Source organism: Nostoc parmelioides FACHB-3921 (assembly GCF_014696625.1).
Classification (GTDB): Bacteria; Cyanobacteriota; Cyanobacteriia; order Cyanobacteriales; family Nostocaceae; genus Trichormus; species Trichormus parmelioides.
Genome location: NZ_JACJQL010000002.1, coordinates 328,702 through 350,511, shown reverse-complemented (window position 1 = coordinate 350,511; position 21,810 = coordinate 328,702). Strand labels below are relative to the sequence as shown.

Here is a 21,810-nt window from a genome sequence, read left to right as displayed (position 1 = left end):
GCGGCTCTGGAAGTATATACCCGCACTGATTTTCCTGTAGATTGGGCAATGACGCAAAATAATCTGGCGACTGCTTACTCTGACAGAATATTAGGAAACAGAGGGGATAATTTGGAGAAGGCGATCGCTGCTTATTCTGCGGCTCTGGAAGTTTATACCCGCACTGATTTTCCTGAAAAATGGGCAATGACGCAAAATAATCTGGCGACTGCTTACTTATACAGAATATTAGGAAACAGAGGGGAGAATCTGGAAAATGCGATCGCTGCTTATTCTGCGGCTCTGGAAGTCAGAACCCGCACTGATTTTCCTGAAAAATGGGCAATGACGCAAAATAATCTGGCGACTGCTTACTCTGACAGAATATTAGGAAACAGAGGGGATAATTTGGAGGAGGCGATCGCTGCTTATTCTGCGGCTCTGGAAGTATATACCCGCACTGATTTTCCTGAAAAATGGGCAACTATACAAAATAATCTGGCGACTGCTTACTCTGACAGAATATTAGGAAACAGAGCCGAGAATTTAGAAAAGGCGATCGCTGCTTATTCTGCGGCTCTGGAAGTTTATACCCGCACTGATTTTCCTGAAAAATGGGCAACTATACAAAATAATCTGGCGACTGCTTACTTATACAGAATATTAGGAAACAGAGGGGAGAATCTGGAGAAGGCGATCGCTGCTTATTCTGCGGCTCTGGAAGTCAGAACCCGCACTGATTTTCCCCAAAATAATGCAGAAACTTTGTTAAATCTCGGTATCTTATACCAAGAAGAGAAACAATTTAATTTAGCTTACGACACCTTTGCCCAAGCAATAGCAACAGTCGAAGCTTTACGAGGTGAAATTAATGCAGGTGATAATTTAGGTGAAGAAGCCAAGCGCAAACAAGCAGAAGAATGGAATAAACTTCATAGACGCATGATAGAAGTTTGCCTAGCATTGGGCAAAGACACTGAAGCGATAGAATATATTGAACGCAGCAAAACCCGTTATTTAGTAGAACTATTAAGCAAAGCAGACTCAATCAATCTAGAGAATCTCCCTGAAATAGATAGCAATATCCGTTTTGCAGAAATTCAAAATCTTTTAGACGATGAAACAGTTATTATTCAATGGTATATATTTACTGATTGTTTTCGTGCCTTCATCATCAGCAAAAACCATCAACCAATCATTTGGCAATCAGGCTCAGAAGATTTAAAAAATTTAGAAGAATGGACTGATAATTATCTGCAAATCTACGGTGAAGATAAACAAAAATGGCGATATCAGCTAAACGAGAAACTAACCCAACTCACTCAAATCCTTCACCTCAATCAGATAATTTCTCTCATCTCCTCCCAATACAAAAAACTGATTGTCATTCCCCATCGTTATTTACATTTATTCCCACTCCATGCTGTACCCCTAGCTAATAAACACTCATCACAACCAGAATATTTATTTGATAGATTTCCTCATGGCGTAAGTTATGCACCAAGTAATCAACTTTTACGATTTACTCAACGACGAGTGCGAAGATTAGCCAACTTAGAATTAAATTCCTTCAGTAACTTATTTGCCATTCAAAACCCCACTAACGATTTAGCCTTCACAGATATCGAAGTCGAAACCATAGCCGCAGATTTTCAACCCCAAAAAATCCTCAAACATCACCAAGCCACCAAAGCCGCCTTAACAGCAACACCAACAGATGAAACCCTCAGCAATTCCCAATGGCTACATTTCTCTTGTCACGGTTACTTTAACTTCCGTTTCCCCTTAAAATCTGGTTTACAGTTAGCCGATGCAGTAACCTCTACAATTCCCAGCACCATCAACTCATCACGCTACCTGAGAATTGACAACGAAAAAGCTATTGATTTAGATAAATGTCTCACCCTAGAAGATATCTTTCAATTAAACTTAAATAACTGTCGCCTCGTCTGTCTGTCCGCTTGCGAAACTGGTTTTATTGACTATACAAATAACAGCGATGAATATATAGGTTTGGCAAGTGGTTTTATGCGTGCTGGTGGAACTAACATTATTAGTAGTTTATGGGCAGTTAGCGACTTTCACACAGCTTTACTAATGATTAAATTTTATGAAAACTTACCACTTTATCAATATAATGTGTCCTTAGCCTTGAACCATACCCAAACATGGTTACGCCGAGCAACGCAATCACAAATTATAGACTGGGTGCAAAGTAAAACCAATATGCAAAACACACAACAGCAAAAAATCATTGGCTTTTTACAACAATATAAACCTGAACAACAACCATTTAAAAGACCAGAATTTTGGGCTGCTTTTTCTGCTATTTCTCCAGTTTAGTTTTTATCTTCTCAATAGAATAAAGATTAAATTAGTAGCAAATTAAACGCAGATGAACGTAGATTTTTACCCCTTCCTAACCTTCCCCTTGTAAAGGGTACGGTGTACACACAAGTCTTATAAAGTTGCCCAAAAACGTTTTGATCCCCCCTAACCCCCCTTAAAAAAGGGGGAACAAGAATCAAAGTCCCCCTTTTGAAGGGGGATTTAGGGGGATCAAACCACATTTTGCACCCAGCACAAAGATGTGGGTAATGGATAGCTTTACAAGGGGGGACTAATGTAATTAAAATCACAGTTAATCACTTTTGAAACATCCTCTTATATAAAATTTGGTATAACTTGTAAAATATCCTCAATAATTAACCAACTCAAAAACAAAAGCTATGGAACCAGATAAACTTATTCAAGCATTTACCCAAGTGGTGAGAAACCAAGATTATGTTTTCTCGCCAGAAGCTATTGTAGCCATCCCCGAATTACTAAACAAACTTGCTCAATTAGAAACCCAACCACCAGATTTATTTGCAGAAGCCATTCGCCAATGGTATCTCGACTATGAAGATGTGAGAGACGCTGTATTAATTGAAGAAAGAGAAATTGAGAAAGTCAGCAAAAGTAAGCCAGAAATCCAAGAAAATACTCAAGAAAATCGCTATCGAGTAGTACAAGATGAACTCAAGAAACTAGAAGAGAGAAAAACAAGCAATAGCCAAACCAAGCAACCATGAAAATTTATGCACCAAACATTCATTTATTCGCTTTTCAATTGTACAAAAGTGCCAGTAGTGACATAAACAATTCATCATCAGATAAAGACTTTCTTTGGCATCAGGCTAACGCTATAGCCAGCGCAACTTTACACAAAAATTTACAACTCCATCAACGTCTTGATGTTAATAAAAACCCAGATAACCCCCGTGTCGATTTACTCAAAGACTCAGAAGTAATCGATGATAACTATGCTGTCGATTTGCAGGGTAACATTTCTCTCAACCAAACCCAAGACTTATTAATTAAAGGCTTTGCTCATCCCTTAAGAATATATGATAGTTACAGTTTATGGCTAAATCTCCGCCGTCCCGAAAAGGAAAATAACAATCAGACAGATGATGTAGACATTACTTTTTTACGGCAATTAAATCAAAATAATTGCTTCACAGTTCCCGCAAATCCTTTATTTCTCGGTCAAAGTCTGCTAATTACTGGCTGGTTAACAGGCGCAAAAGACAGACAAATTATCCAGCAAATAGCCAATGAATGTTTAAAATCTTTCTTTCCTGATAACTATCCTCTACCACCATTCAACCGCCAAGGCGAGTTATTTGGTAGTCCAGTTTTTGAATACGGTTTATTTAGCCAATTAAATAATTATCAACACGTTCTAATATGGTTATTTACTGACGAACAAGCAGACAGTAAATTTAATCAATGCTATCAAGAATTACTAGATTTATTTTTCTTCCGTACCAAAGCAGTTAAAGCTTATAAAGATAGTCGTAAAATATATCAAGAACTAGATTCAGCCTATAGAAAAGTCGAAGATACAATTGATAAAGTTCCCAAATTAGATGAGACCCAATATGATAATAAAATCAACTTAAGTAACTTAAAAAACCAGTTAAAAGCTTTACCCCAAATATCATTAACATACACACGCCTACTACGAAACTTAGAAGAATATCAAAATACAATCGCTATCAATACTTATAATTACAACGAGAGACTACAACAAATTAAAAGCATCTTCGCCAATGAAGATATCAGCTTTCTAGAAACATTTAGCCAAAAAAACTGCGCTTATTTCCAACAACAAATTAATGGCGACTTGGGTTATTTTCGTCACGGCTCAGAATTGTTAGGTAAAGCCATAGACACAATTCGCGGTATTGTGGAAATAGAACAAGCAGAGCGCGATGTAGAACAAGCAAAACGCGATCGCACTCTAGAAACCACAATCCAAATAATAGGTATCGGCTTTGGTGGCGGCGCAATAGCTTCCGGTGTCATCGTTTCCCACATCGACAAAATCAACCAACCCTTAGCCGCATTATCTCCTGATAACCAACCCCATCCCTTTTACGCCTCGTTAATTCTCAGTTTCTTTGCTGTCTTATTTTTTATCTGCGTAGGCTGGCTAATTACTAGACGGCGAAAGTAAGCTATTCTGCTTTTTATTTAGCGGTGCGTTAGGCGCTTCAGTTAAGTTATTCATAAGTTGAGTCGTTTGTTAGTCATCAATCAAGAAGCTGTGGAGTTAGCCGCAGAAATCTCTAAAAACTTTGAGGCGTTGGGAATTGAGGGCTAATATAGTAGTTACACTCGTAATTACATAGGGGAAAGTTTCATGATCCAGACCTTAAAGTTACGCAAAATTGGTAATTCTGTGGGGGTGACATTTTCTAAGGAGTTGCTAGAAAAGCTCAACCTTTCCGAAGGGGATACCTTATTTGTCACGGAAACTGAACATGGACTCCAGCTTAGTCCTTATGATCCTGAATTTGAGAAAGCGATGGCCATTTATCGAGAAGGTAGCCAGAAGTTTCGTCAGGCGTTGAAGGAACTCGCTAAGTGAATGTTTAAATCGCCGACTCCAAGTGTCTTTAATTTTGAATTTTGAATTTTGAATTTTGAATTTTGAATTGTTAATCCCTATCCCCTATTTTGACTTTGCCGCACTTGTTGTAATAACATTTCCACACTTGCGGCTGATGGTAAACACTTCAAGCCTTGGCAAACTAAACCAACACTATTATCAGGTAAGCTAGACACTACAGAGAATGCAACCGTCGGTAAGTAACTGGGGATCAAAGTGTGGATTTGCTCAATTGTGCTACGAATCAAAGTAGAGTTACGATACCAATCTAAAGCCGTGAATAAACTAGGACAAGCTTGAGGAGCGCTAGACATAACAGTTTTGAAAGCTTTTAACCCAGCTTCGGCTAAATCGAGATAGTGTAAATCATCGGTGAGTAATGACAGACGCACGAGATTAGCGATCGCCACACCGTTAGCTGAGGGTGTAGCATTATCTATATAGCTGCGTTCTCGTATAATCAAATCTTGACTAGCATCACTCGCTGTATTAAAGTAACCACCAAGCTCTATACTCCAAAGAAACTCATCAAATTGGTGTTGTAGTGCGATCGCTTTTTCTAACCAAAATCTCTTTTCAGGTGTGGCTGTGTGTAAATCTAGCAGCGCTTTAATAAATAAAGCATAATCTTCCGACTGAGCCAACACAGCCGCTTCCCCTCGATAGTTGAGCCTGTAGAAACGCCCATCGACAAATTGATTTTCTAAAATAAAGTTCGCCGCCTTAGCTGCTAGTTCCCCAGCCAAAGGTTGCTGAAATACCGCAGCAGCCCTAGCCAAACCAGAAATCATCAAGCTATTCCAAGCCACAATCATCTTTGTATCCGTCACCGAAGGGATACGTCCTGGCCAGTGAGTAGTTTTGGCTTCCTGGTTGTCCTGTGCTGGTGGAAAAGTCTCTAGGGTATCCGCATCGCTACCATAACGAGCAGCAAACAACTTTCCTAATGCAGTTTCTATACTTGCACTCAATTCCCCTGGGTGTCGGCGTTGCAGTACATTTTTACCTTCAAAGTTCCCCTGAGGACTGACTGTAAATTGCTGTTGTAATTCCGTTAATTCTGTTGGCGTTAACAGTTGTTCTAACTCAGCATAACTCCAGACATAAAAAGCACCTTCCTCTGGTTCTACATCCGTAGGAGTTGTGAAACTATCAGCATCTTGAGCAGCGTAAAAATAACCTTCCGGCGCGGTCATTTCCCGTTGCAGCCATGCAACAGTTCCAGTCACAGCCCTTGCAAAAGCTGGCTCCTTGACTCCCGCACTCCATAAATTTGCTAGATACTCGACAATTTGACCATTGTCATAAAGCATCTTTTCAAAGTGGGGAACCGTCCAAGTGGGATCAACAGTGTAACGGTGGAATCCCCCAGCCACATGGTCATAAATCCCACCCAAAGCCAAATCCAGACCCCGTTGAGTCGAAATTTGCTCTCCCTCATATCGGGATGCAAAATTAAATCTAGTTCCCCGCAATGCTAATTCAGCATAGGGAATCATCGGAAAACTATTACCGTATTCGTTGGGAGTAATTACGCCTGTGTTAGTTTCCCAACCACGCCTGAATAATTCGCTTTCTTCCGCTTCTGGGGTAGCTTCCCCTTTTAATACCGCAGAGGTGAGGAGCGATTCCACAATTAAGGCTTTCCGTTGGCGCAAATCTGCTTTTTCAGTATCGTAATAGCGGCGTAATGCTTCCAGAATTTGCAAAAACCCAGGACGATTGTACTTTGGCTCTATAGGAAAGTAAGTACCAGCGTAAAACGGAACTAAGTCCTCTGGTGAAAGAAAAACATTTAAAGGCCAGCCTCCTTGACCACTCATCATCTGCAACGCCTGCATATATATGCTGTCGATATCTGGTCTTTCTTCCCTATCTACTTTGATAGGCAAAAAATTAGCATTCATATATTCGGCTATAGCTTGGTCAGAAAAAGCCTCACCTTCCATCACAGTACACCAGTGACAACTGGAGTAACCAATCGACAAAAAAATTGGTTTATCTTGTGCTTTAGCTGTAGCAAGAGCTTCATCACACCAAGGCCACCAATCAATGGGGTTTTCGGCGTGTTTGCGGAGGTAGAGACTCTTGGTTTGGGCAAGGCGATTAGTCATGATACAGATGCTGGTAGTTGCCTTATTTGCCCAGTCTAGCTTGAATGGGTGATGATTGCTGAGTCATGATTTTCTAACTTTGCACCCTATTTTTTATTCCCTACTCCCCAATATTCATTTTAAAGAACGTAAAAAACTCACCAGTGATGCAGGGACTTCTGGCGTGGGTGTAACTGTTCTCGTTTGGATTTTACTATTTGGGTGAATTCCTGCTATCAGGTGGAGCAAGAAAGTGATGATGGCGGCTTGCACAAGTTTTTCTAGCATGGCAGGTCTCCCTCGGTTGATAGCATTGGCTAGTGAAATTAGTGAGTCTAACTACACCCCGTTATCTTGGTTTAACGGATTTCTGTTAAATATCCAGTATCCTGGCTGATGAAAAAGCTAAAGAAATATTGAATATTGAAATTGAAGATGCACAACTGATTTAGGTCAAGATGGTGTTTTGTCTACCGTGAGCGATCGCCAAGCTACATAATGTGAATAGCAAGCCTGAAAATCAGGTGGGCAATTGCCAATAAAGGTTGATTTTTCTTTCTCTAATCTAGAAGAGCCATTTCTCTAGACGCATCTCACTATCAAAAGTGCCAAGATGATGATGTGCATCTGCACTAGGGTTTAGGGACTGGGGACTAGGGATTAGGGGAGCAGGGGGAGCAGGGGGAGCAGGGGAAGCAGGGGAAGCAAGGGAAGCAGGGAGTAAATGTCATCCCCAATCCCCAATTCCCAGTACCCAATCCCCAATTGATAAGATGGATGTAAATTAGCTACAAGCACGCTGCATGACTATTCCTATCGTTATTGAACAATCGGGTCGAGGTGAACGCGCCTTTGATATTTACTCACGGCTATTACGTGAGCGGATTATCTTTTTGGGTCAACAAGTTGACAGCAACTTGGCTAACTTAATCGTTGCTCAGTTACTGTTTCTGGACGCAGAAGACCCAGAAAAAGATATTTACTTGTATATAAATTCTCCTGGTGGTTCTGTAACTGCTGGTATGGGAATTTTTGACACTATGAAACACATCCGCCCTGATGTTTGTACCATCTGTACAGGATTGGCGGCAAGTATGGGTGCTTTTCTCCTGAGTGCTGGGGCTAAAGGTAAGCGGATGAGTCTACCCCATTCGCGGATTATGATTCACCAACCTCTAGGGGGCGCTCAAGGTCAAGCAACTGATATTGAAATTCAGGCGCGGGAAATCCTTTACCACAAGCGGCGGTTAAATGATTACTTAGCCGAACACACTGGTCAACCCATTGAGCGCATTGCTGAAGATACCGAACGTGACTTTTTCATGTCGCCCGATGAAGCCAGGGATTACGGTTTAATTGACCAAGTGATTGACCGTCATGCTGCTGGTAGCCGTCCAGTGGCGATGGTTAGTCAGTAGTCATTGGTCAATGGTCAATAGTCAATAGTTAATTTACTTGCTAACTATGGACTATTGACTTTGGACTATTGACTAATTTAGAACCCAGCAATTGGGTCTGGTTGAGATTCTAGGTGTTTGAGGAAGCTGTGTAATTCGTCTTCTGTTAACAAAGTACGTCCGCGTTTACCGTAGGTTTTGATTAAATATTCTCTTCCTTGTTCTGGTGTCCAACCCAAGCGCTGCAATTCGACATCAGTTTTAGCGATTACATCTGATAAATCTACAGGCTCGGCTTTTTTCTTTTTCTTCCCTGTGCCGCCTGATATGCTGGTTACGTTCTCTTGGGGACTGTAGTTTCGGGGCGTGAATGGGGTGACATTACTATTAGCTATTTCCGTTATGGTAGGAATTTCTGGCTGTTGTGCTGTCAATGGAGGTAGGTCTTCAATTGGCGGTTCTAGTTCTGGTTCGTAGTAGTTAATATCTGGTAATTTCTGGGGGAAGTCGGGAATTGGGTTTTCAGTTTTACTACTTTTCGATGTTGTTGTTTTAACTGAGGTAGTATTCAGTACATCTTTGCTTTGATCATTATTGTTAGTAATTGACCAATTATTTTTGCCAAAATCCTCATTTTGAATCGAAGTATAAGTAGACTCATAAGAGATAGGATCGGCTTGTACCTGAGATATGAGTTTTGGGGAAGGCGCTATTGATGCTTGTGGTGTATCTGTGATCCCCAAAACAATCAACGCTCTATTTCTTGCTTGGTCTTCGGCGGCTTCCACAGTTTCTGCTGCTGCCATACCAGTTGCGCGAGTGATACCTTCAATTTGGACGCTTGCCCGAACGATATATTTTCCCTGAAAAATTTGGACTAATTCAGAAATTAAGCTGCCGTTGGGGTACAAGCTCTGGAATTGAGCCAACATAATACTGCCACCAAATCTAAATCTATTGAATAATGGGGTTGATGCTACCTGTTTACCCCAGCCACTGGTTACACGTTGGAGATTTTTGATCCTACCGAAGTTATCAACAAACTTTTGTGGGATGAGAAATCTTGGTAAATGTGACTAACTTTTTCCTTTAAGGTTTCTCTCTGGATATATTTTAATTTACATCCACTTACCTTGTATGTGGGTAAAAATATCCGTTGTGTTGACCAAGAGCAAAGAATGTAACCACAAATTACGAATTATTACAATAGCTGAGTGTAGAGGTAATTTTTTGTTTCTACTCACTAACTCTAGGTGACTTGGCTATTAATGCTATACTATTTACCCAATTCCAGATCCATAATATTTTCTGGAAGTGCGCTCTAAATCTACAATAATGGAGATAAGGTTCGCCCTCATTGCTTATTAAGCTGCTACCTAATTGTTACCGATTCTACATATGGGCAAATTGGGTGATTCAGCAGTTTCTCCTAGTAAAAATCAGAGTATCATGGCGTAAAAGTACCTTCAAGCTAGACAATCAAACACCTGTATTTTCCCCTACATAACGCTTTTGGTCAGCGTGGAGAGTAAATCTTAAAACCAGCCTCTCAAAACCAACCGCGTAATTACCTGATGGGGCAAAATGTAAATCAGGCGTAGTCTCTAAGTTTGGTTAGATGAAGGAACCTAAGCGCAAGCTAACTCTGAGTTTGTCGTGCAGTGAGAAGTTCTTCAGAAGTTTACTCCTGCAAAGAAGTAACCTACGCGGAGCGACTTATGAAGAAGCAGCTTACCTTTCGGTTGGGTTAGTTTCTTCTGTGGAAACTTCGGGAACCCAACTTGAGGGTAATTCGTGTCCAGTTAGTATCCGTAAGCCGTGAGGGTATACGGCAAAGAACCAAATTCAAGCAAAAATGATGTTTTGACCAAAGGTCGGTTCACTGCATGGAATTTTCAATCGCTACACTCCTTGCCAATTTCACCGATGATAAATTGGTGGCTCGCAAAGTTTTGGAAAAGAAACTAGGATGCGAGGATGAAGACAGTTTAGAAAAACTCCACATCGCCTTGGAAGTGCTGGAGAGAATTGGGGTTTTGGCAAAAGAACGCGGGAAGTATCGCCGCATTTCCGAGGAAGGAATGATCGAAGCAAAGCTACGTTGTTCTAGTAAAGGCTTTTGCTTTGCCATTCAAGATGTGGAAGGGGCTGAGGATATTTATATTCGTGAAAGTCATCTGAGTAATGCTTGGAATGGCGATCGCGTATTGGTACGTGTTCTCAAAGAAGGCAGTCGTCGCCGTTCTCCTGAAGGAGAAGTTAAGCTGATTTTGGAACGTTCCAATCACACTTTACTGGCACGGATTAAACAAGTAGAAGGCGGTTTTCGTGCTGTCCCTCTAGATGATCGGCTGCTGTTTGAACTAAAAATTCAAGCCAACAAACTCAAACTAGAAGAGGCTATTGATCACCTCGCTCACGTCGAAGTACTGCGTTATCCTCTAGCTCAGTATCCGCCAGTAGGTCGTGTAGTCCAAATTTTGGGCAGTGATGCGGAAGCGGCGGCGGATATAGATTTAGTTACCTGTAAACATGATTTATCACGTAATTTCCCTGAGTCAATATTAGATGCAGCCGCTAAGTTGCCCAAAAGGCTACTTAAAGCAGACCTAAAAAATAAACTAGATTTACGCAATCTATTTACCTTTACTATTACTGGCATCAATAGCGACACCAAGGTAATAGAAAATGCCATTAGTTTAGAAAAAACAATAGCTGGCAATTGGCAATTAGGTTTTCATATTGCTGATGTATCTCACTACGTCCAACCAGATGAACCCTTAGACAGGGAAGCAATCAAACGGGGTCGGTCGGTGTATTTGGGAGACTTGGTATTGTCCATGTTACCGGATACTGTTGCCGATCGCGCTTCACTTGTGACCGGGAGCGATCGCCTAGCACTGTCTTTTTTAATTACGATTTCTTCCCAATCCGGAGAAGTTTTGGAATGGGAAATTCAGCCCAGTGTCATTAACGTAGATAGCAACATCAGTAAACAGCAAGCAGAAGCGATTCTCCAAGGTGCAGCCACGAAAAAAGACTCGCCACAGGTTATAGAACGGCTACAAAACTTAACTACTATTGGGCAAGCCATCAAGGAATCGCGTCTAGCCCGTGGTAGCTTACAGTTAAATCTGCCGTCGAATCAAAACCCCTACTATGATGAGGGTAGTTTAGGGGCTGTACTGGTGAATGATTCCCCAGTGCGATCGCTACTGATGGAATTGGTGTTACTAGTTAATGAATTAATTGCTACCCATCTGAGTGCTTTAGGTGTCCCCGCTATCTGGCGCACTCAAGGCACACCAGACTCGGAAGATGTCCAAGAAATGCTGAAACTGGCGATTAATTTAGGGGTAGAACTAGCGATAGAACCAGATGTAGATATTGAACCCTTGGATTATCAACAGTTAACCAAGGCTTTTGCTGAGTCTCCCTCAGAGCAGGTGTTAACTTATCTTTTGCAAGATACCCTCAAGCCTGCGGTGTACAGCACTACCAAAGCCTCCCACTTTGGTTTAGCCCTAGCACAATACACCCATTTCACAGCCCCTCTACGCCGTTATCCAGACTTGCTGATGCAGAGGGTGTATTATCAGCTACTAGAACACGGACGCGATCGCCGTAACACCAGAGTCAAAGAACGGGTTAACCTGCGCCACTCCTCCAGCCACTCTGAGATTAACTGGAACGTTTTAGCCCCAGAGTTGCAGCAGGAAATGCAAAGCGACTTGACCAGGGTGATTATCCAAATCAACGACAGGGAAAAAGAAGTCCAAGAAGCCGAAGCCGATTTAGCTGGACTGCAAAAAGCCCAACTGATGAAACAGCGTATTGGTCAAGTCTTCCAAGGCGTGATTACTGGCGTACAATCCTACGGTTTCTTTGTGGAAATCGAAGTCCCAGCTGCCGAAGCTGCAACCAATCCGGGTGTACCCTTGCGGGTGGAAGGGTTAGTACACGTCAGTTCTCTCAAAGATGACTGGTATGAATACCGCGCCAGACAACAGGCACTATTTGGCAGAAAAAATCGTGCTTCTTATAGATTAGGCGATCGGGTTTCCGTACAAGTCAAGAGCGTCGATTATTATCGCCAGCAAATCGATTTAGTCACTGTTGGTAGTGATGGCTTAGTTAAAAATTTAGGTGTTGGTAATGTCAATGGCGATATTTCCGATATTTACCTACCAAACGACCTGGAATCTGATGATTTAGACTCTTATGCAGATGAAGAATAAATTTTGTTAAGTATCTGGTGTCACAACATAACAAACCTCTGATTATCGGCGTATCAGGAGCATCTGGACTGATTTACGCCGTCCGCGCCCTCAAATATCTGCTCACAGCCGACTATGAAATTGAATTAGTTGCCTCTAAATCAACTTACATGGTTTGGCAAGCAGAACAGGAAACTCGGATGCCGTCAGAACCAAAACAACAAGAGCAATTCTGGCGAGAACAAGCCGGAGTTGCTTTGTCCGGTAAACTGCGTTGCCATCCTTGGAGCGATGTAGGAGCCAATATCGCCAGTGGTTCCTTCCGCACCTCAGGAATGATTGTGATTCCTTGTAGTATGAGTACAGTAGCCAAGCTAGCTGGTGGTTTGAGTTCTGACTTACTAGAACGGGCTGCTGATGTGCATCTCAAAGAAGGACGTAAATTAGTTATCGTTCCTAGAGAAACGCCTTTTAGCTTGATTCACCTACGCAACTTAACTACCTTAGCTGAAACTGGAGTCCGAATTGTCCCCGCCATTCCTGCTTGGTATCACAATCCGCAAAGCATTGAGGACTTAGTTGATTTTGTTGTTGCTCGTACTTTAGACCAACTTGATATCGATTGCGTACCTCTAAAACGATGGGAGGGAGGTAAACCTAATTCGTAAATGCTAACAGCCTGCGGCTAGGCTAATAATTCAGGTGTTATTCCTTTACAGTTATGGATGTCAAACAAGAAAGAACAACGGTTTCTTTCCCCCTTCCTTGTTTCCATACAGCATCTGCCTTTTGTCCAAGCTTTATCATGGGTATAAGAGGAAAAATTGAAAACTACGTAGGTGAAGCCTCGCCGCAGGCTATAACAAATTACGTAGCTTGCCTTCCTTTGCTACGCAACGCTCGCGCGAATAGAACGCTATCGCGCACTCGCAAGCTACAGAAAGCGTATCCGTAGGATTCACCCATAGGGTATTACGAATTATTTTTATGGCTGTAATTCGCTTAACTTTATTAGTAACAGTACTAGGTGGACTAACACTTTTGTTAGTACAAAATTGGTCGCCAGCTCTATCTCTGGTGTTTTTGGGGATGCGAAGTCAGCCGTTACCATTAGCTCTGTGGATACTATTTAGTACAGCTGCTGGTGCTGGCACATCTTTATTAATAACTAGCTTATTCAAATTATCTAATTATTTGGGGGGGCAACCACGTCGAGTCACCCCTAAATCAACCACTACCTCTAGCCGTAATACAGCGAACCGCAAAGAAGAATTTACACCTCCCCCATCTAGCCAAGCACCGCCAAATAAAACTAACTACGTGGCTCGTGATGAGTTTGATGATTGGGAAAGTAACGGTGCAGATGATGACTGGGATTTTGAAGAAAAGCCGGGGAACAGGGCAACTACAAATTCTCAAGCTGAGTCATTTCCAGATTCCTCAACTTATGAGCGCCCACAAAAACCTAAAAGCGGCTCTCAGTCGGGTTCTACATATTCCTACAGTTACCGAGAACCAAAAAACACCGCAGCAGGTAAGAGCGAATCTGTTTATGATGCCGATTACCGAGTTATTATTCCTCCATATCAGCCACCAAATAAAGAGGTAGCCAACGACGATGAGGAGGATTGGGGTTTTGATGATGATGAATGAGAATACTAAGTGCTGAGTTTTATTGGCTGTAGCGAGACGTGTAGCCAGCTTTGATTACAGACGTAATTTTCCCTCACCCAAACTTAACACCACATCTTTCACGGGACTCCTGTTTTACTCTTCCGTTCATAGCAGCTTCTTGCAAACTCATGAACGCGTTTAAATCTTCCGAATCATAATGAGTAGTCAGTAAGTAACGTAGCTGGTTTTCTGCTTCAACTGTGAGATAACCTGTTGTTAAAGCTTGTTGCACAACATCACGAATTCGAGTCATGGTTGATGCCTCATTACACACCACATTAATTAATTTGAGCTAACGACCTGAGAATATGCAGTATTTTTTATACCTAAAGTGTCAATTTTGGTAAAGCTGTTTGATGCTGTTTTAATACTAGGTTCGTCATTTTTTACACCTTCTTTTTGAAAAAAGATTGATTAAAGCTAGTTAAATCTAAATGTAAAAATATGATTCATGTGCTGTATAAAACACCGTATTATGTCCAACTGAAGTGGCTCCGTCAAAGATAAAGTCAGGCTTGTTTATGTTGACTGAATTTGTCTGATTAAAGTTTCAAAGAAGCTTTATTAAATTTCCTTTAAACCTAACCATACTTAATACATTACTACGAAGTCACCAGATTAAAATTGTTAAAATAGTTATAAATTGACCAGCAATTTATTGTGGCTGTATAGAATAATTATCAACAAAATTTCTAAGTTGCGTTGAATACATATCAAATAGTAATAACAACAGTTAGCCCTCAATAACTCGCTTTATTTATAGAGATTACAAACAATTTAGCGCCTCGAAATTATACATATATATTGGTATCCAGCAAAGGAACCCCTCTGATACAAGTAGAAAATATTCTCAAGGAATCAGCATTCATATGATTTGATTCCATGAGAAATGAGGAATATTCTTAATCAAATTTTTAGCAGTATTACTATAGAACTCCTTGGTGCTTCTTGAAATATATCTAGAGGAAGCGTTGCGCCTGTCAATTTTCCTCATCTTCTAGGAGGTAGTGCATTGTGAAGTTGTCTTCTGTTACATAAAAACTACTGTCACGTGATTTTAGGCTTTACTCACCTTGCTTCAGTCCCAAGTTTACGTGCAGGCACAGGCCAAGTAATCACGAATCAAATGGGATTGCTATGTGAGGGTTTATTTAATGGGGCTGTAAAATCTGGGAAGAAATGTTGAGGAGAGACGTAAAAACGACTTGATAATACTACCTGGCGATCGCTAGTTTTTGCACCTACCTTAAAGCAGATATTAGATAAACTTATATAGTGATGGGCAAGGCTGATTGTATTATGGTTTCTTGGGCATCACCCGTCCTACTGGGGTTGTTTTCAATCAACACACCAGATTCTGATAAGGGAGAATTAAACAAGCGTGAGTAGTTTATTGCAGGGAGTTAACCTATACTTAATCGGCATGATGGGCGCTGGTAAGACTACGGTAGGACATTTACTCGCCAAAGAATTGGGTTATGGCTTTTTAGATACTGATAATGTGATTGCCCAAGCTGCTAAAAAATCTATCAACGAGATATTTGCCGAAGCAGGGGAAGCCGGATTTCGCCAAATAGAAAGCGATGTGTTAGCCCAGGTTTGTTCCTATACTAAGTTGACTGTAGCGACTGGTGGCGGCATTGTGTTGCGGCGAGAAAACTGGAGTTACCTACACCACGGTTTAATTGTGTGGCTAGATGTGCCAGTAGATATACTGTATGCACGTTTAGCGGCAGATACAACAAGACCACTTTTACAGGATGATGACCCTCAAGGCAAATTGCGATCGCTCCTGGAACAACGAACACCGCTTTATTCGCAAGCAGATTTACGCATCTGTGTCAATGCAGAAGAAACACCAGAACAAATTGCTCATAAAATTATCCAGGCAATTCCTAGCGTCTTGAAACAAACTGCTGTTAATTAGTAATTCGTAATTTGTCATTCGCAATGAAAGCAACAATTACGAATTATACTGACTGCATAAATATATAAGTTTCCACGGCTCGTCAATGATGGTCAACGATATTGAGTATATCAGGCAAGCTGAAGCTACTCGTGTGCAGGTACTAAGCGAAGCACTACCTTATATTCAACAATTTGCCGGTCGCACCGTTGTTGTTAAATATGGTGGTGCGGCTATGAAAGATAGCCACCTCAAAGACCAAGTTATCCGCGATATTGTCTTTTTATCCTGCGTTGGGTTGCGACCAATCTTAGTGCATGGTGGTGGCCCGGAAATTAACAGTTGGTTGGATAAGCTAGGAATAGAAGCACAGTTTAAAAACGGTCTACGAGTCACCGATGCTCCCACAATGGATGTGGTAGAAATGGTGTTGGTGGGTCGAGTTAATAAAGAAATTGTCTCTCTGATTAACCAAGCTGGCGGCTTGGCAGTAGGACTTTGTGGTAAAGATGGGAACTTAATTACTGCTCGTCCCCAAGGTCAAGAGGGTATTGGCTTTGTCGGGGAAGTGAGTAACGTTAACATTAAAATTTTGGAAACTTTGGCAAGTAACGGCTATATTCCCGTCGTTTCCAGTGTTGCCGCCGACGAATCGGGACAGGCTTATAATATTAACGCCGATACCGTAGCTGGTGAAATTGCTGCCGCCTTAGGGGCAGAAAAATTGATTTTATTAACGGATACCAGAGGGATTTTAAAAGATTATCACGACCCTGGAACATTGATTCCCAAAGTAGATATTAGGGAAGCCCGCGAATTAATTACTAGTGGTGTTGTTAGCGGCGGGATGATCCCCAAAGTTACTTGTTGTGTGCGATCGCTCGCCCAAGGAGTCAGAGCCGCACACATCATAGACGGCCGCATTCCCCACGCCTTACTACTGGAAATTTTTACTGATGTGGGTATTGGGACAATGATTCTCGGTTCTCAGTATAGTTAATTTATAAGGGTATGGGTAATTGGTGAGTCCAGCCCTGTAGGCGGTGAATCCAGTGCTGTAGGAGGGTTTCCCTCCGTAGGCAACTGGTGAACCCGGAGGGGTTTCCCGCCGTAGGGGACTGGCGTTCGCCGCAGGCGTTCTCGTAAGAGTACCCGGAGGGTAAGTTGGTAATGGGGGCTAATCTTTCCCCCTACCCCCCACTCCCTATTTTCCAGTTAGTGCTGATCGGTGGGCAAAAGTGAGTACAGAAAGTTTAGAACTGGCTAAAACTCGATATCAAGCGGGTAAAGTTGCTTTTGAAAATGGGCAATATCGAGAAGCCGTAGAAAATCTCGAAAAAGCCAGCGCCTTAGTCGCGCGTAACTCCCGCCTTGGGGGTGAAGTAGAAATTTGGTTAGTTACAGCCTATGAAGCGGCCGGACGTACAGAAGATGCGATCGCTCTTTGTCAGCAACTTCGTCGTCATCCCCACTCAGAAACTAGCCAACAAGCCCGACGTTTGCTTTATATCCTGCAAGCGCCAAGATTGAAAAGACCCAGTAATTGGATGACAGAAATTCCTGATTTAGGCGCACTGTCTGACAATGAAGCCAAAACTCGTGTTATGGCCAAGCCACGTAAACCTACAGAAAAAAAAGCACCTACTGAAGTCGAATTTGTTGATCTTTCTCAGGTAAATACCAAAGATAATCGCTTCATCTGGCTTGCCTTAATTGTGATTGGTTTAACTATTTCATATTTGGTTTGGCTGGATTTTTAGGAGGAGGTAAAAAAAGATGACTGTTGATTGTTGACTGTTGACTGTTGACTGTTAACTAATTACAACTAACACCCATAGCGCAGTAAATTTTGAGGAGAACTATATTAATGAGTTATGGTAATTTTGGTAAAAGTTTCAGAAAAATCATCAAACAGTTTAAGTTTTTTCTGCCAAACTTAACTGCTAAAAATAAACTTCGCAAACCCATTTTTTTATTAGTACTGTTAACATCACTGCTCTTGACTGGCTGTGTGCAGTACGATGTGGGGGTCAATTTTGATAATTCTAATCATGGTCAACTTGTGCAGCATATCAAATTGGCAGATAGGCTGACCAGTTTTAGTGGTGATTATGTATATGAATGGTTAACAAGTATAGAACGCCGCGCCCGTAAACTAGAAGGGAATGCCAAACGCATTTCGCCAGAAGAAGTAATTGTGACGATTCCTTTTAGCAATGGTCAAGAATTACAAACAAAATTCAACGAATTTTTTAATTCCCGCACCCATCAAACAAATGACACTGAAGCAGGTGCGGAAAATTCAGAATTTCCTAAAGTAGAGTCCAATTTGTTATTGACACAAAATAACTTTCTTTTGGTAGTTAGAAATCAATTAATTTATGACCTAGATTTGCGATCGCTCTCTTTAATCGCCAATAAAGGTAATGTTTTAACGGATACTGGCTCCATTCTTGATTTAAAATTCGCCTTAAAAACACCTTGGGGAGCCAAAAGCATTCAAAGAACAGAAACGGCCGTCCCACCAGAAAAGCAAAGGGGACAGCTAGTGTGGCAACTGCAACCAGGTGAACTCAACCATATAGAAGTAGTCTTCTGGTTACCCAGTCCTTTGGGTATTGGTGCTTTATTAATTATCCTGTTTGTTTGGGGTGGATTTTACCTCAGGTATACATTTATGCCAGACCCCAAACTGCAATTAGCTACTAAATCCGCCGTAGCAGAATAGTGATAAGTGTTGAGTAGTTAGGGACTTCCAATTAAAAAAATATTCCATTGATATTGTTCATTGTTGACCGTTGACGGTTCACAGTCAACAGTCAACAGTCAACAGTCAACGACTTGAACGGAATAATTTATTTTTTGGAGATACCTTAACGCACCATCTCAGATTTTTGATGGTATTCTACTCATCATTCGGAACTATAAGGTGATATGCAGCTAAATCAAATACTCTTACGTCAGGGCTGTCCATAGTCAAGAGTCCAGAGTTAAAGGCTAGCTTGGACTGTGGACTGTGGACTGTGGACTTTTGACAACCTGAGTGCGAAATATACAATTTAAATGAGTAACAGCTTATTAAGGAGATAATCGATGAATTTCCCAACTGTCATCATTTAAAAGAGTATAAAGCAGGCGATCGTGTAGGCGGCTAGAGCGTCCTTGCCAAAACTCTATCTCTGAGGGGATCACTCGCAACCCCCCCCAGTGGGCAGGTCTAGGAATCTCCTGATTTTCATATTTATGCTGAAATTCCTGCATCCTTTGCTCTAAAACTTCTCGGCTGGGGATGATTTCACTTTGATTCGATACCCATGCACCCAGTCGGCTATTAGCAGGACGACTGTAAAAGTAGTAGTCCGATTCGCTTTCTGAAACCTTCTCTACCCTACCTGAAATTCTGACTTGGCGTTCTAATTCTGCCCACCAAAAAACCAAAGCTGCTTGGGGATTTTCCGCTAGTTCTTGACCTTTGCGACTGTTATAGTTGGTAAAAAAGACAAAACCCCGTTCATCAAAGTCTTTAAGCAGTACCATTCTTGCAGAAGGTTGACCATCTGGTGTACTTGTAGCGATCGTCATAGCATTGGGTTCTGGAAGTTGGGCTGCTAAAGCCTGCTCAAACCACCTTTTAAATTGTATGAAAGGATTAGGATCAACCTCGATTTCACTCAAACCCTCTAGGGTATAATCCTTGCGGAGGTCAGCTATGGTTCTATCCATAATGATTTAATTCCTTTGCATCAATGCGCCGTTCTTCATCCCTTCAAAGTTTACTCATTTATGGTCTGAGCGGCCCGGTGATCGCTCTGAATGTTTGGCTATTGTCCGTACTTTTTCGCTACTTTCAAAGCCCTTTGACAATCCTGAGCCTGGCGGCGATTTTAGCTTTCCTACTGAATTATTTAGTAAAATTTTTTGAACGCGCTAGAATTACCCGCACCCAAGCCGTTGTTATAGTTCTGCTCGTTACCTTAACTTTATTCGGCATTCTGACAGTTACTTTAGTGCCGATGCTGATTGACCAAACAGTCCAATTATTAAATAAAATTCCTGATTGGTTAACAGCTAGTCAAGCAAACTTAGAGCATTTTGAGAGATTTGCCAAGCAGCGACGTTTACCCCTCGATTTGCGGGTTGCGAGTAATCAAATAAACGCCAGTATTCAAAGTGTCGTCCAGCAACTGGCTTCCAGTGCAGTGGGATTAGCGGGAACATTGCTCTCAGGATTGCTCAATTTTATATTAGTGATAGTGCTGGCATTTTATATGCTGATATATGGCGATCGCGTCTGGTATGGTTTGATTAATTTACTACCATCTAAAATCGGATTCCCCCTAACCAAATCTTTGCAGCTAAACTTTCAAAATTTCTTCCTCAGCCAGTTATTACTGGGGTTATTCATGATTGTCGCGCTTACCCCCATTTTCCTTATTCTCAAAGTACCCTTTGCTTTGTTATTTGCCATACTCATTGGAATTTCTCAACTGATTCCTTTTATTGGCGCAACTTTAGGTATTGGGTTAGTAACAATTTTGGTACTTTTGCAAAACTGGTGGTTAGCAGTGCAAGTGGCGATCGCTGCAATTATCATGCAGCAGATTAAAGACAACCTCTTAGGCCCCAGATTGCTGGGTAATTTTATTGGACTTAATCCAATCTGGATTTTTGTAGCAATTTTGATGGGATATGAAATAGCAGGTTTATTAGGAACACTAGTTGCTGTTCCTATTGCCGGCACCATTAAAGGAACTTTCGATGCTCTTAAGGGTGGCAAGTCGGATGATGTTATGTCAACAGTTACTATTGACCATACCTCACCTAACGATCAATAGTTAACAGATTGTTTGAAAAGTACTATTTATTACTAAAATCAAAAAATTAGTATTCAGTACGCCTTGATCTGCTCCCTATCGAATTATTTCGCTGCATCACAAAACCTAAAGATACTCGTTTCATGATTAAGTATAAAACTAAGAGGATCACAAAACTAGCAGTAATAATAATCAAAGGCTGCTTTCCTAAAAGTTCTTCTATACCTCTAGTCAATACAGCATCTGGTTGAGTAATAAAATCCCAACTATTAAATCGCAGAAATCTACCCCAATAAATACCGATCGCACACAAAGCATGAGTGATTAATTCAACCTTTAAAATCCATTCGCTTTTATCAATGCGGTGTAAATAATAACCTAAATTGATTAAAGATATGACATAAGCTTCAAATCCTGCTAATATCACCAGCAAATAAACAGGAATTAGCACTAAGGTAATCATCCATACCGATTCAATGGTGCGAATGTCGTGTATTAAATGAATTACATCAGTTAATAAATAAGGTGCATTAGGTAAAAAAGCATAGAAAACTAAAAATCCTAGCCACCATAGCCAAGAGCGTCCGCTTCTGATGCGGAACAGCCAAACACTCAAAAGCAAAGGTATAAAAGCCAAAAATAAATTCCAAGTCATCCAACGCATATTTATACTCAAGACTTGCAATACTCTGGCTAATAATTCTTCTTTCATAGCTGTTCGCTCTCAAAAGGTATAATTAGTCTGAATTTTATTACGCTTCCCTGCGGGACGCTTTGCGTTAAGCGGAGCT

At 41.3% G+C, this 21,810-nt stretch carries 20 protein-coding genes; 14 read left to right on the top strand and 6 right to left on the bottom strand.

The genetic code is table 11. From position 1 onward, the window contains the following. The 4 genes from H6G14_RS03410 to H6G14_RS03395 all read left to right on the top strand — a co-directional run. On the top strand, positions 1 to 2,322 hold a 2,322-nt coding region (locus tag H6G14_RS03410), incomplete at its 5' end, for a CHAT domain-containing protein (protein ID WP_190565735.1). Between the two features lie 386 nt (positions 2,323 to 2,708). Further along, positions 2,709 to 3,053: a hypothetical protein gene (locus H6G14_RS03405; protein ID WP_190565734.1), complete on the top strand. Its 345-nt coding sequence runs from the start codon at positions 2,709 to 2,711 to the stop codon at positions 3,051 to 3,053. Beyond that, positions 3,050 to 4,483, top strand: coding sequence for a hypothetical protein (locus H6G14_RS03400; RefSeq protein WP_190565733.1), 1,434 nt, complete (start codon positions 3,050 to 3,052; stop codon positions 4,481 to 4,483). The genes H6G14_RS03405 and H6G14_RS03400 overlap by 4 nt, the downstream gene beginning before the upstream one ends. Before the next feature lie 186 nt (positions 4,484 to 4,669). Continuing rightward, positions 4,670 to 4,897 (top strand): AbrB/MazE/SpoVT family DNA-binding domain-containing protein, encoded by a 228-nt coding sequence (locus tag H6G14_RS03395; RefSeq protein WP_190565732.1) that lies wholly within the window; start codon positions 4,670 to 4,672, stop codon positions 4,895 to 4,897. Positions 4,898 to 4,974: 77 nt separating this feature from the next. On the opposite strand, the gene H6G14_RS03390 is transcribed toward H6G14_RS03395, so the two are convergent. Both H6G14_RS03390 and H6G14_RS03385 read right to left on the bottom strand, forming a co-directional pair. Continuing rightward, positions 4,975 to 7,032, bottom strand: coding sequence for a thioredoxin domain-containing protein (locus tag H6G14_RS03390; RefSeq protein ID WP_190565731.1), 2,058 nt, complete (start codon positions 7,030 to 7,032; stop codon positions 4,975 to 4,977). Between the two features lie 114 nt (positions 7,033 to 7,146). Next, positions 7,147 to 7,299 carry a hypothetical protein gene (locus H6G14_RS03385; protein ID WP_190565730.1) on the bottom strand — a complete coding sequence of 51 codons (153 nt, stop codon included), beginning with the start codon at positions 7,297 to 7,299 and terminating at the stop codon, positions 7,147 to 7,149. Between the two features lie 515 nt (positions 7,300 to 7,814). On the opposite strand from H6G14_RS03385, the gene clpP reads away from it, so the two are divergent. Beyond that, positions 7,815 to 8,429, top strand: a complete 615-nt coding sequence (gene clpP, locus H6G14_RS03380; protein ID WP_190565729.1) for an ATP-dependent Clp endopeptidase proteolytic subunit ClpP — start codon at positions 7,815 to 7,817, stop codon at positions 8,427 to 8,429. 77 nt (positions 8,430 to 8,506) lie between these two features. Here the strand turns inward: clpP and H6G14_RS03375 are convergent, their stop codons facing one another. Further along, positions 8,507 to 9,340: a hypothetical protein gene (locus H6G14_RS03375; protein WP_190565728.1), complete on the bottom strand. Its 834-nt coding sequence runs from the start codon at positions 9,338 to 9,340 to the stop codon at positions 8,507 to 8,509. A 686-nt stretch (positions 9,341 to 10,026) separates the two neighbouring features. Between H6G14_RS03375 and H6G14_RS03370 the strand changes: the two genes are divergently transcribed. The 4 genes from H6G14_RS03370 to H6G14_RS03355 all read left to right on the top strand — a co-directional run bounded on the left by H6G14_RS03370 (position 10,027) and on the right by H6G14_RS03355 (position 14,278). Further along, the gene (locus H6G14_RS03370; protein ID WP_190565727.1) at positions 10,027 to 10,230 is read left to right on the top strand and encodes a hypothetical protein; all 204 of its coding nucleotides are present in this window, start codon (positions 10,027 to 10,029) and stop codon (positions 10,228 to 10,230) included. Positions 10,231 to 10,294: 64 nt separating this feature from the next. Next, on the top strand, positions 10,295 to 12,646 hold the full coding sequence (locus tag H6G14_RS03365; protein ID WP_190565726.1) for a ribonuclease R family protein: 2,352 nt from the start codon (positions 10,295 to 10,297) through the stop codon (positions 12,644 to 12,646). A gap of 17 nt (positions 12,647 to 12,663) precedes the next feature. Continuing rightward, positions 12,664 to 13,293 (top strand): UbiX family flavin prenyltransferase, encoded by a 630-nt coding sequence (locus H6G14_RS03360; RefSeq protein WP_190565725.1) that lies wholly within the window; start codon positions 12,664 to 12,666, stop codon positions 13,291 to 13,293. 319 nt (positions 13,294 to 13,612) lie between these two features. Then, positions 13,613 to 14,278, top strand: a complete 666-nt coding sequence (locus tag H6G14_RS03355) for a LapA family protein (protein WP_190565724.1) — start codon at positions 13,613 to 13,615, stop codon at positions 14,276 to 14,278. Positions 14,279 to 14,351: 73 nt separating this feature from the next. Here H6G14_RS03355 and H6G14_RS03350 read toward each other — a convergent pair whose 3' ends face one another. Next, entirely contained in the window at positions 14,352 to 14,552 is a 201-nt protein-coding gene (locus tag H6G14_RS03350; RefSeq protein ID WP_190565723.1) for a hypothetical protein, read from the bottom strand. 1,128 nt (positions 14,553 to 15,680) lie between these two features. Between H6G14_RS03350 and H6G14_RS03345 the strand changes: the two genes are divergently transcribed. From H6G14_RS03345 to H6G14_RS03330, 4 genes are all read left to right on the top strand, one after another. Continuing rightward, a complete protein-coding gene (locus H6G14_RS03345) occupies positions 15,681 to 16,226 on the top strand; it encodes a shikimate kinase (RefSeq protein ID WP_190565722.1) in 546 nt (181 codons plus the stop codon). An 85-nt stretch (positions 16,227 to 16,311) separates the two neighbouring features. After that, entirely contained in the window at positions 16,312 to 17,205 is an 894-nt protein-coding gene (argB, locus tag H6G14_RS03340) for an acetylglutamate kinase (RefSeq protein ID WP_190565721.1), read from the top strand. A 238-nt stretch (positions 17,206 to 17,443) separates the two neighbouring features. Then, positions 17,444 to 17,965: a tetratricopeptide repeat protein gene (locus H6G14_RS03335; protein WP_190565720.1), complete on the top strand. Its 522-nt coding sequence runs from the start codon at positions 17,444 to 17,446 to the stop codon at positions 17,963 to 17,965. 107 nt (positions 17,966 to 18,072) lie between these two features. Beyond that, positions 18,073 to 18,933 carry a DUF3153 domain-containing protein gene (locus H6G14_RS03330; protein WP_190565719.1) on the top strand — a complete coding sequence of 287 codons (861 nt, stop codon included), beginning with the start codon at positions 18,073 to 18,075 and terminating at the stop codon, positions 18,931 to 18,933. Between the two features lie 350 nt (positions 18,934 to 19,283). On the opposite strand, the gene pdxH is transcribed toward H6G14_RS03330, so the two are convergent. Beyond that, positions 19,284 to 19,928, bottom strand: coding sequence for a pyridoxamine 5'-phosphate oxidase (pdxH, locus tag H6G14_RS03325; protein WP_190565718.1), 645 nt, complete (start codon positions 19,926 to 19,928; stop codon positions 19,284 to 19,286). Positions 19,929 to 19,951: 23 nt separating this feature from the next. On the opposite strand from pdxH, the gene H6G14_RS03320 reads away from it, so the two are divergent. Continuing rightward, positions 19,952 to 21,040 carry an AI-2E family transporter gene (locus tag H6G14_RS03320; protein ID WP_190565717.1) on the top strand — a complete coding sequence of 363 codons (1,089 nt, stop codon included), beginning with the start codon at positions 19,952 to 19,954 and terminating at the stop codon, positions 21,038 to 21,040. Between the two features lie 46 nt (positions 21,041 to 21,086). On the opposite strand, the gene H6G14_RS03315 is transcribed toward H6G14_RS03320, so the two are convergent. Further along, positions 21,087 to 21,731, bottom strand: a complete 645-nt coding sequence (locus tag H6G14_RS03315) for a DUF1361 domain-containing protein (protein ID WP_190565716.1) — start codon at positions 21,729 to 21,731, stop codon at positions 21,087 to 21,089. Between the last annotated feature and the right edge of the window lie 79 nt (positions 21,732 to 21,810).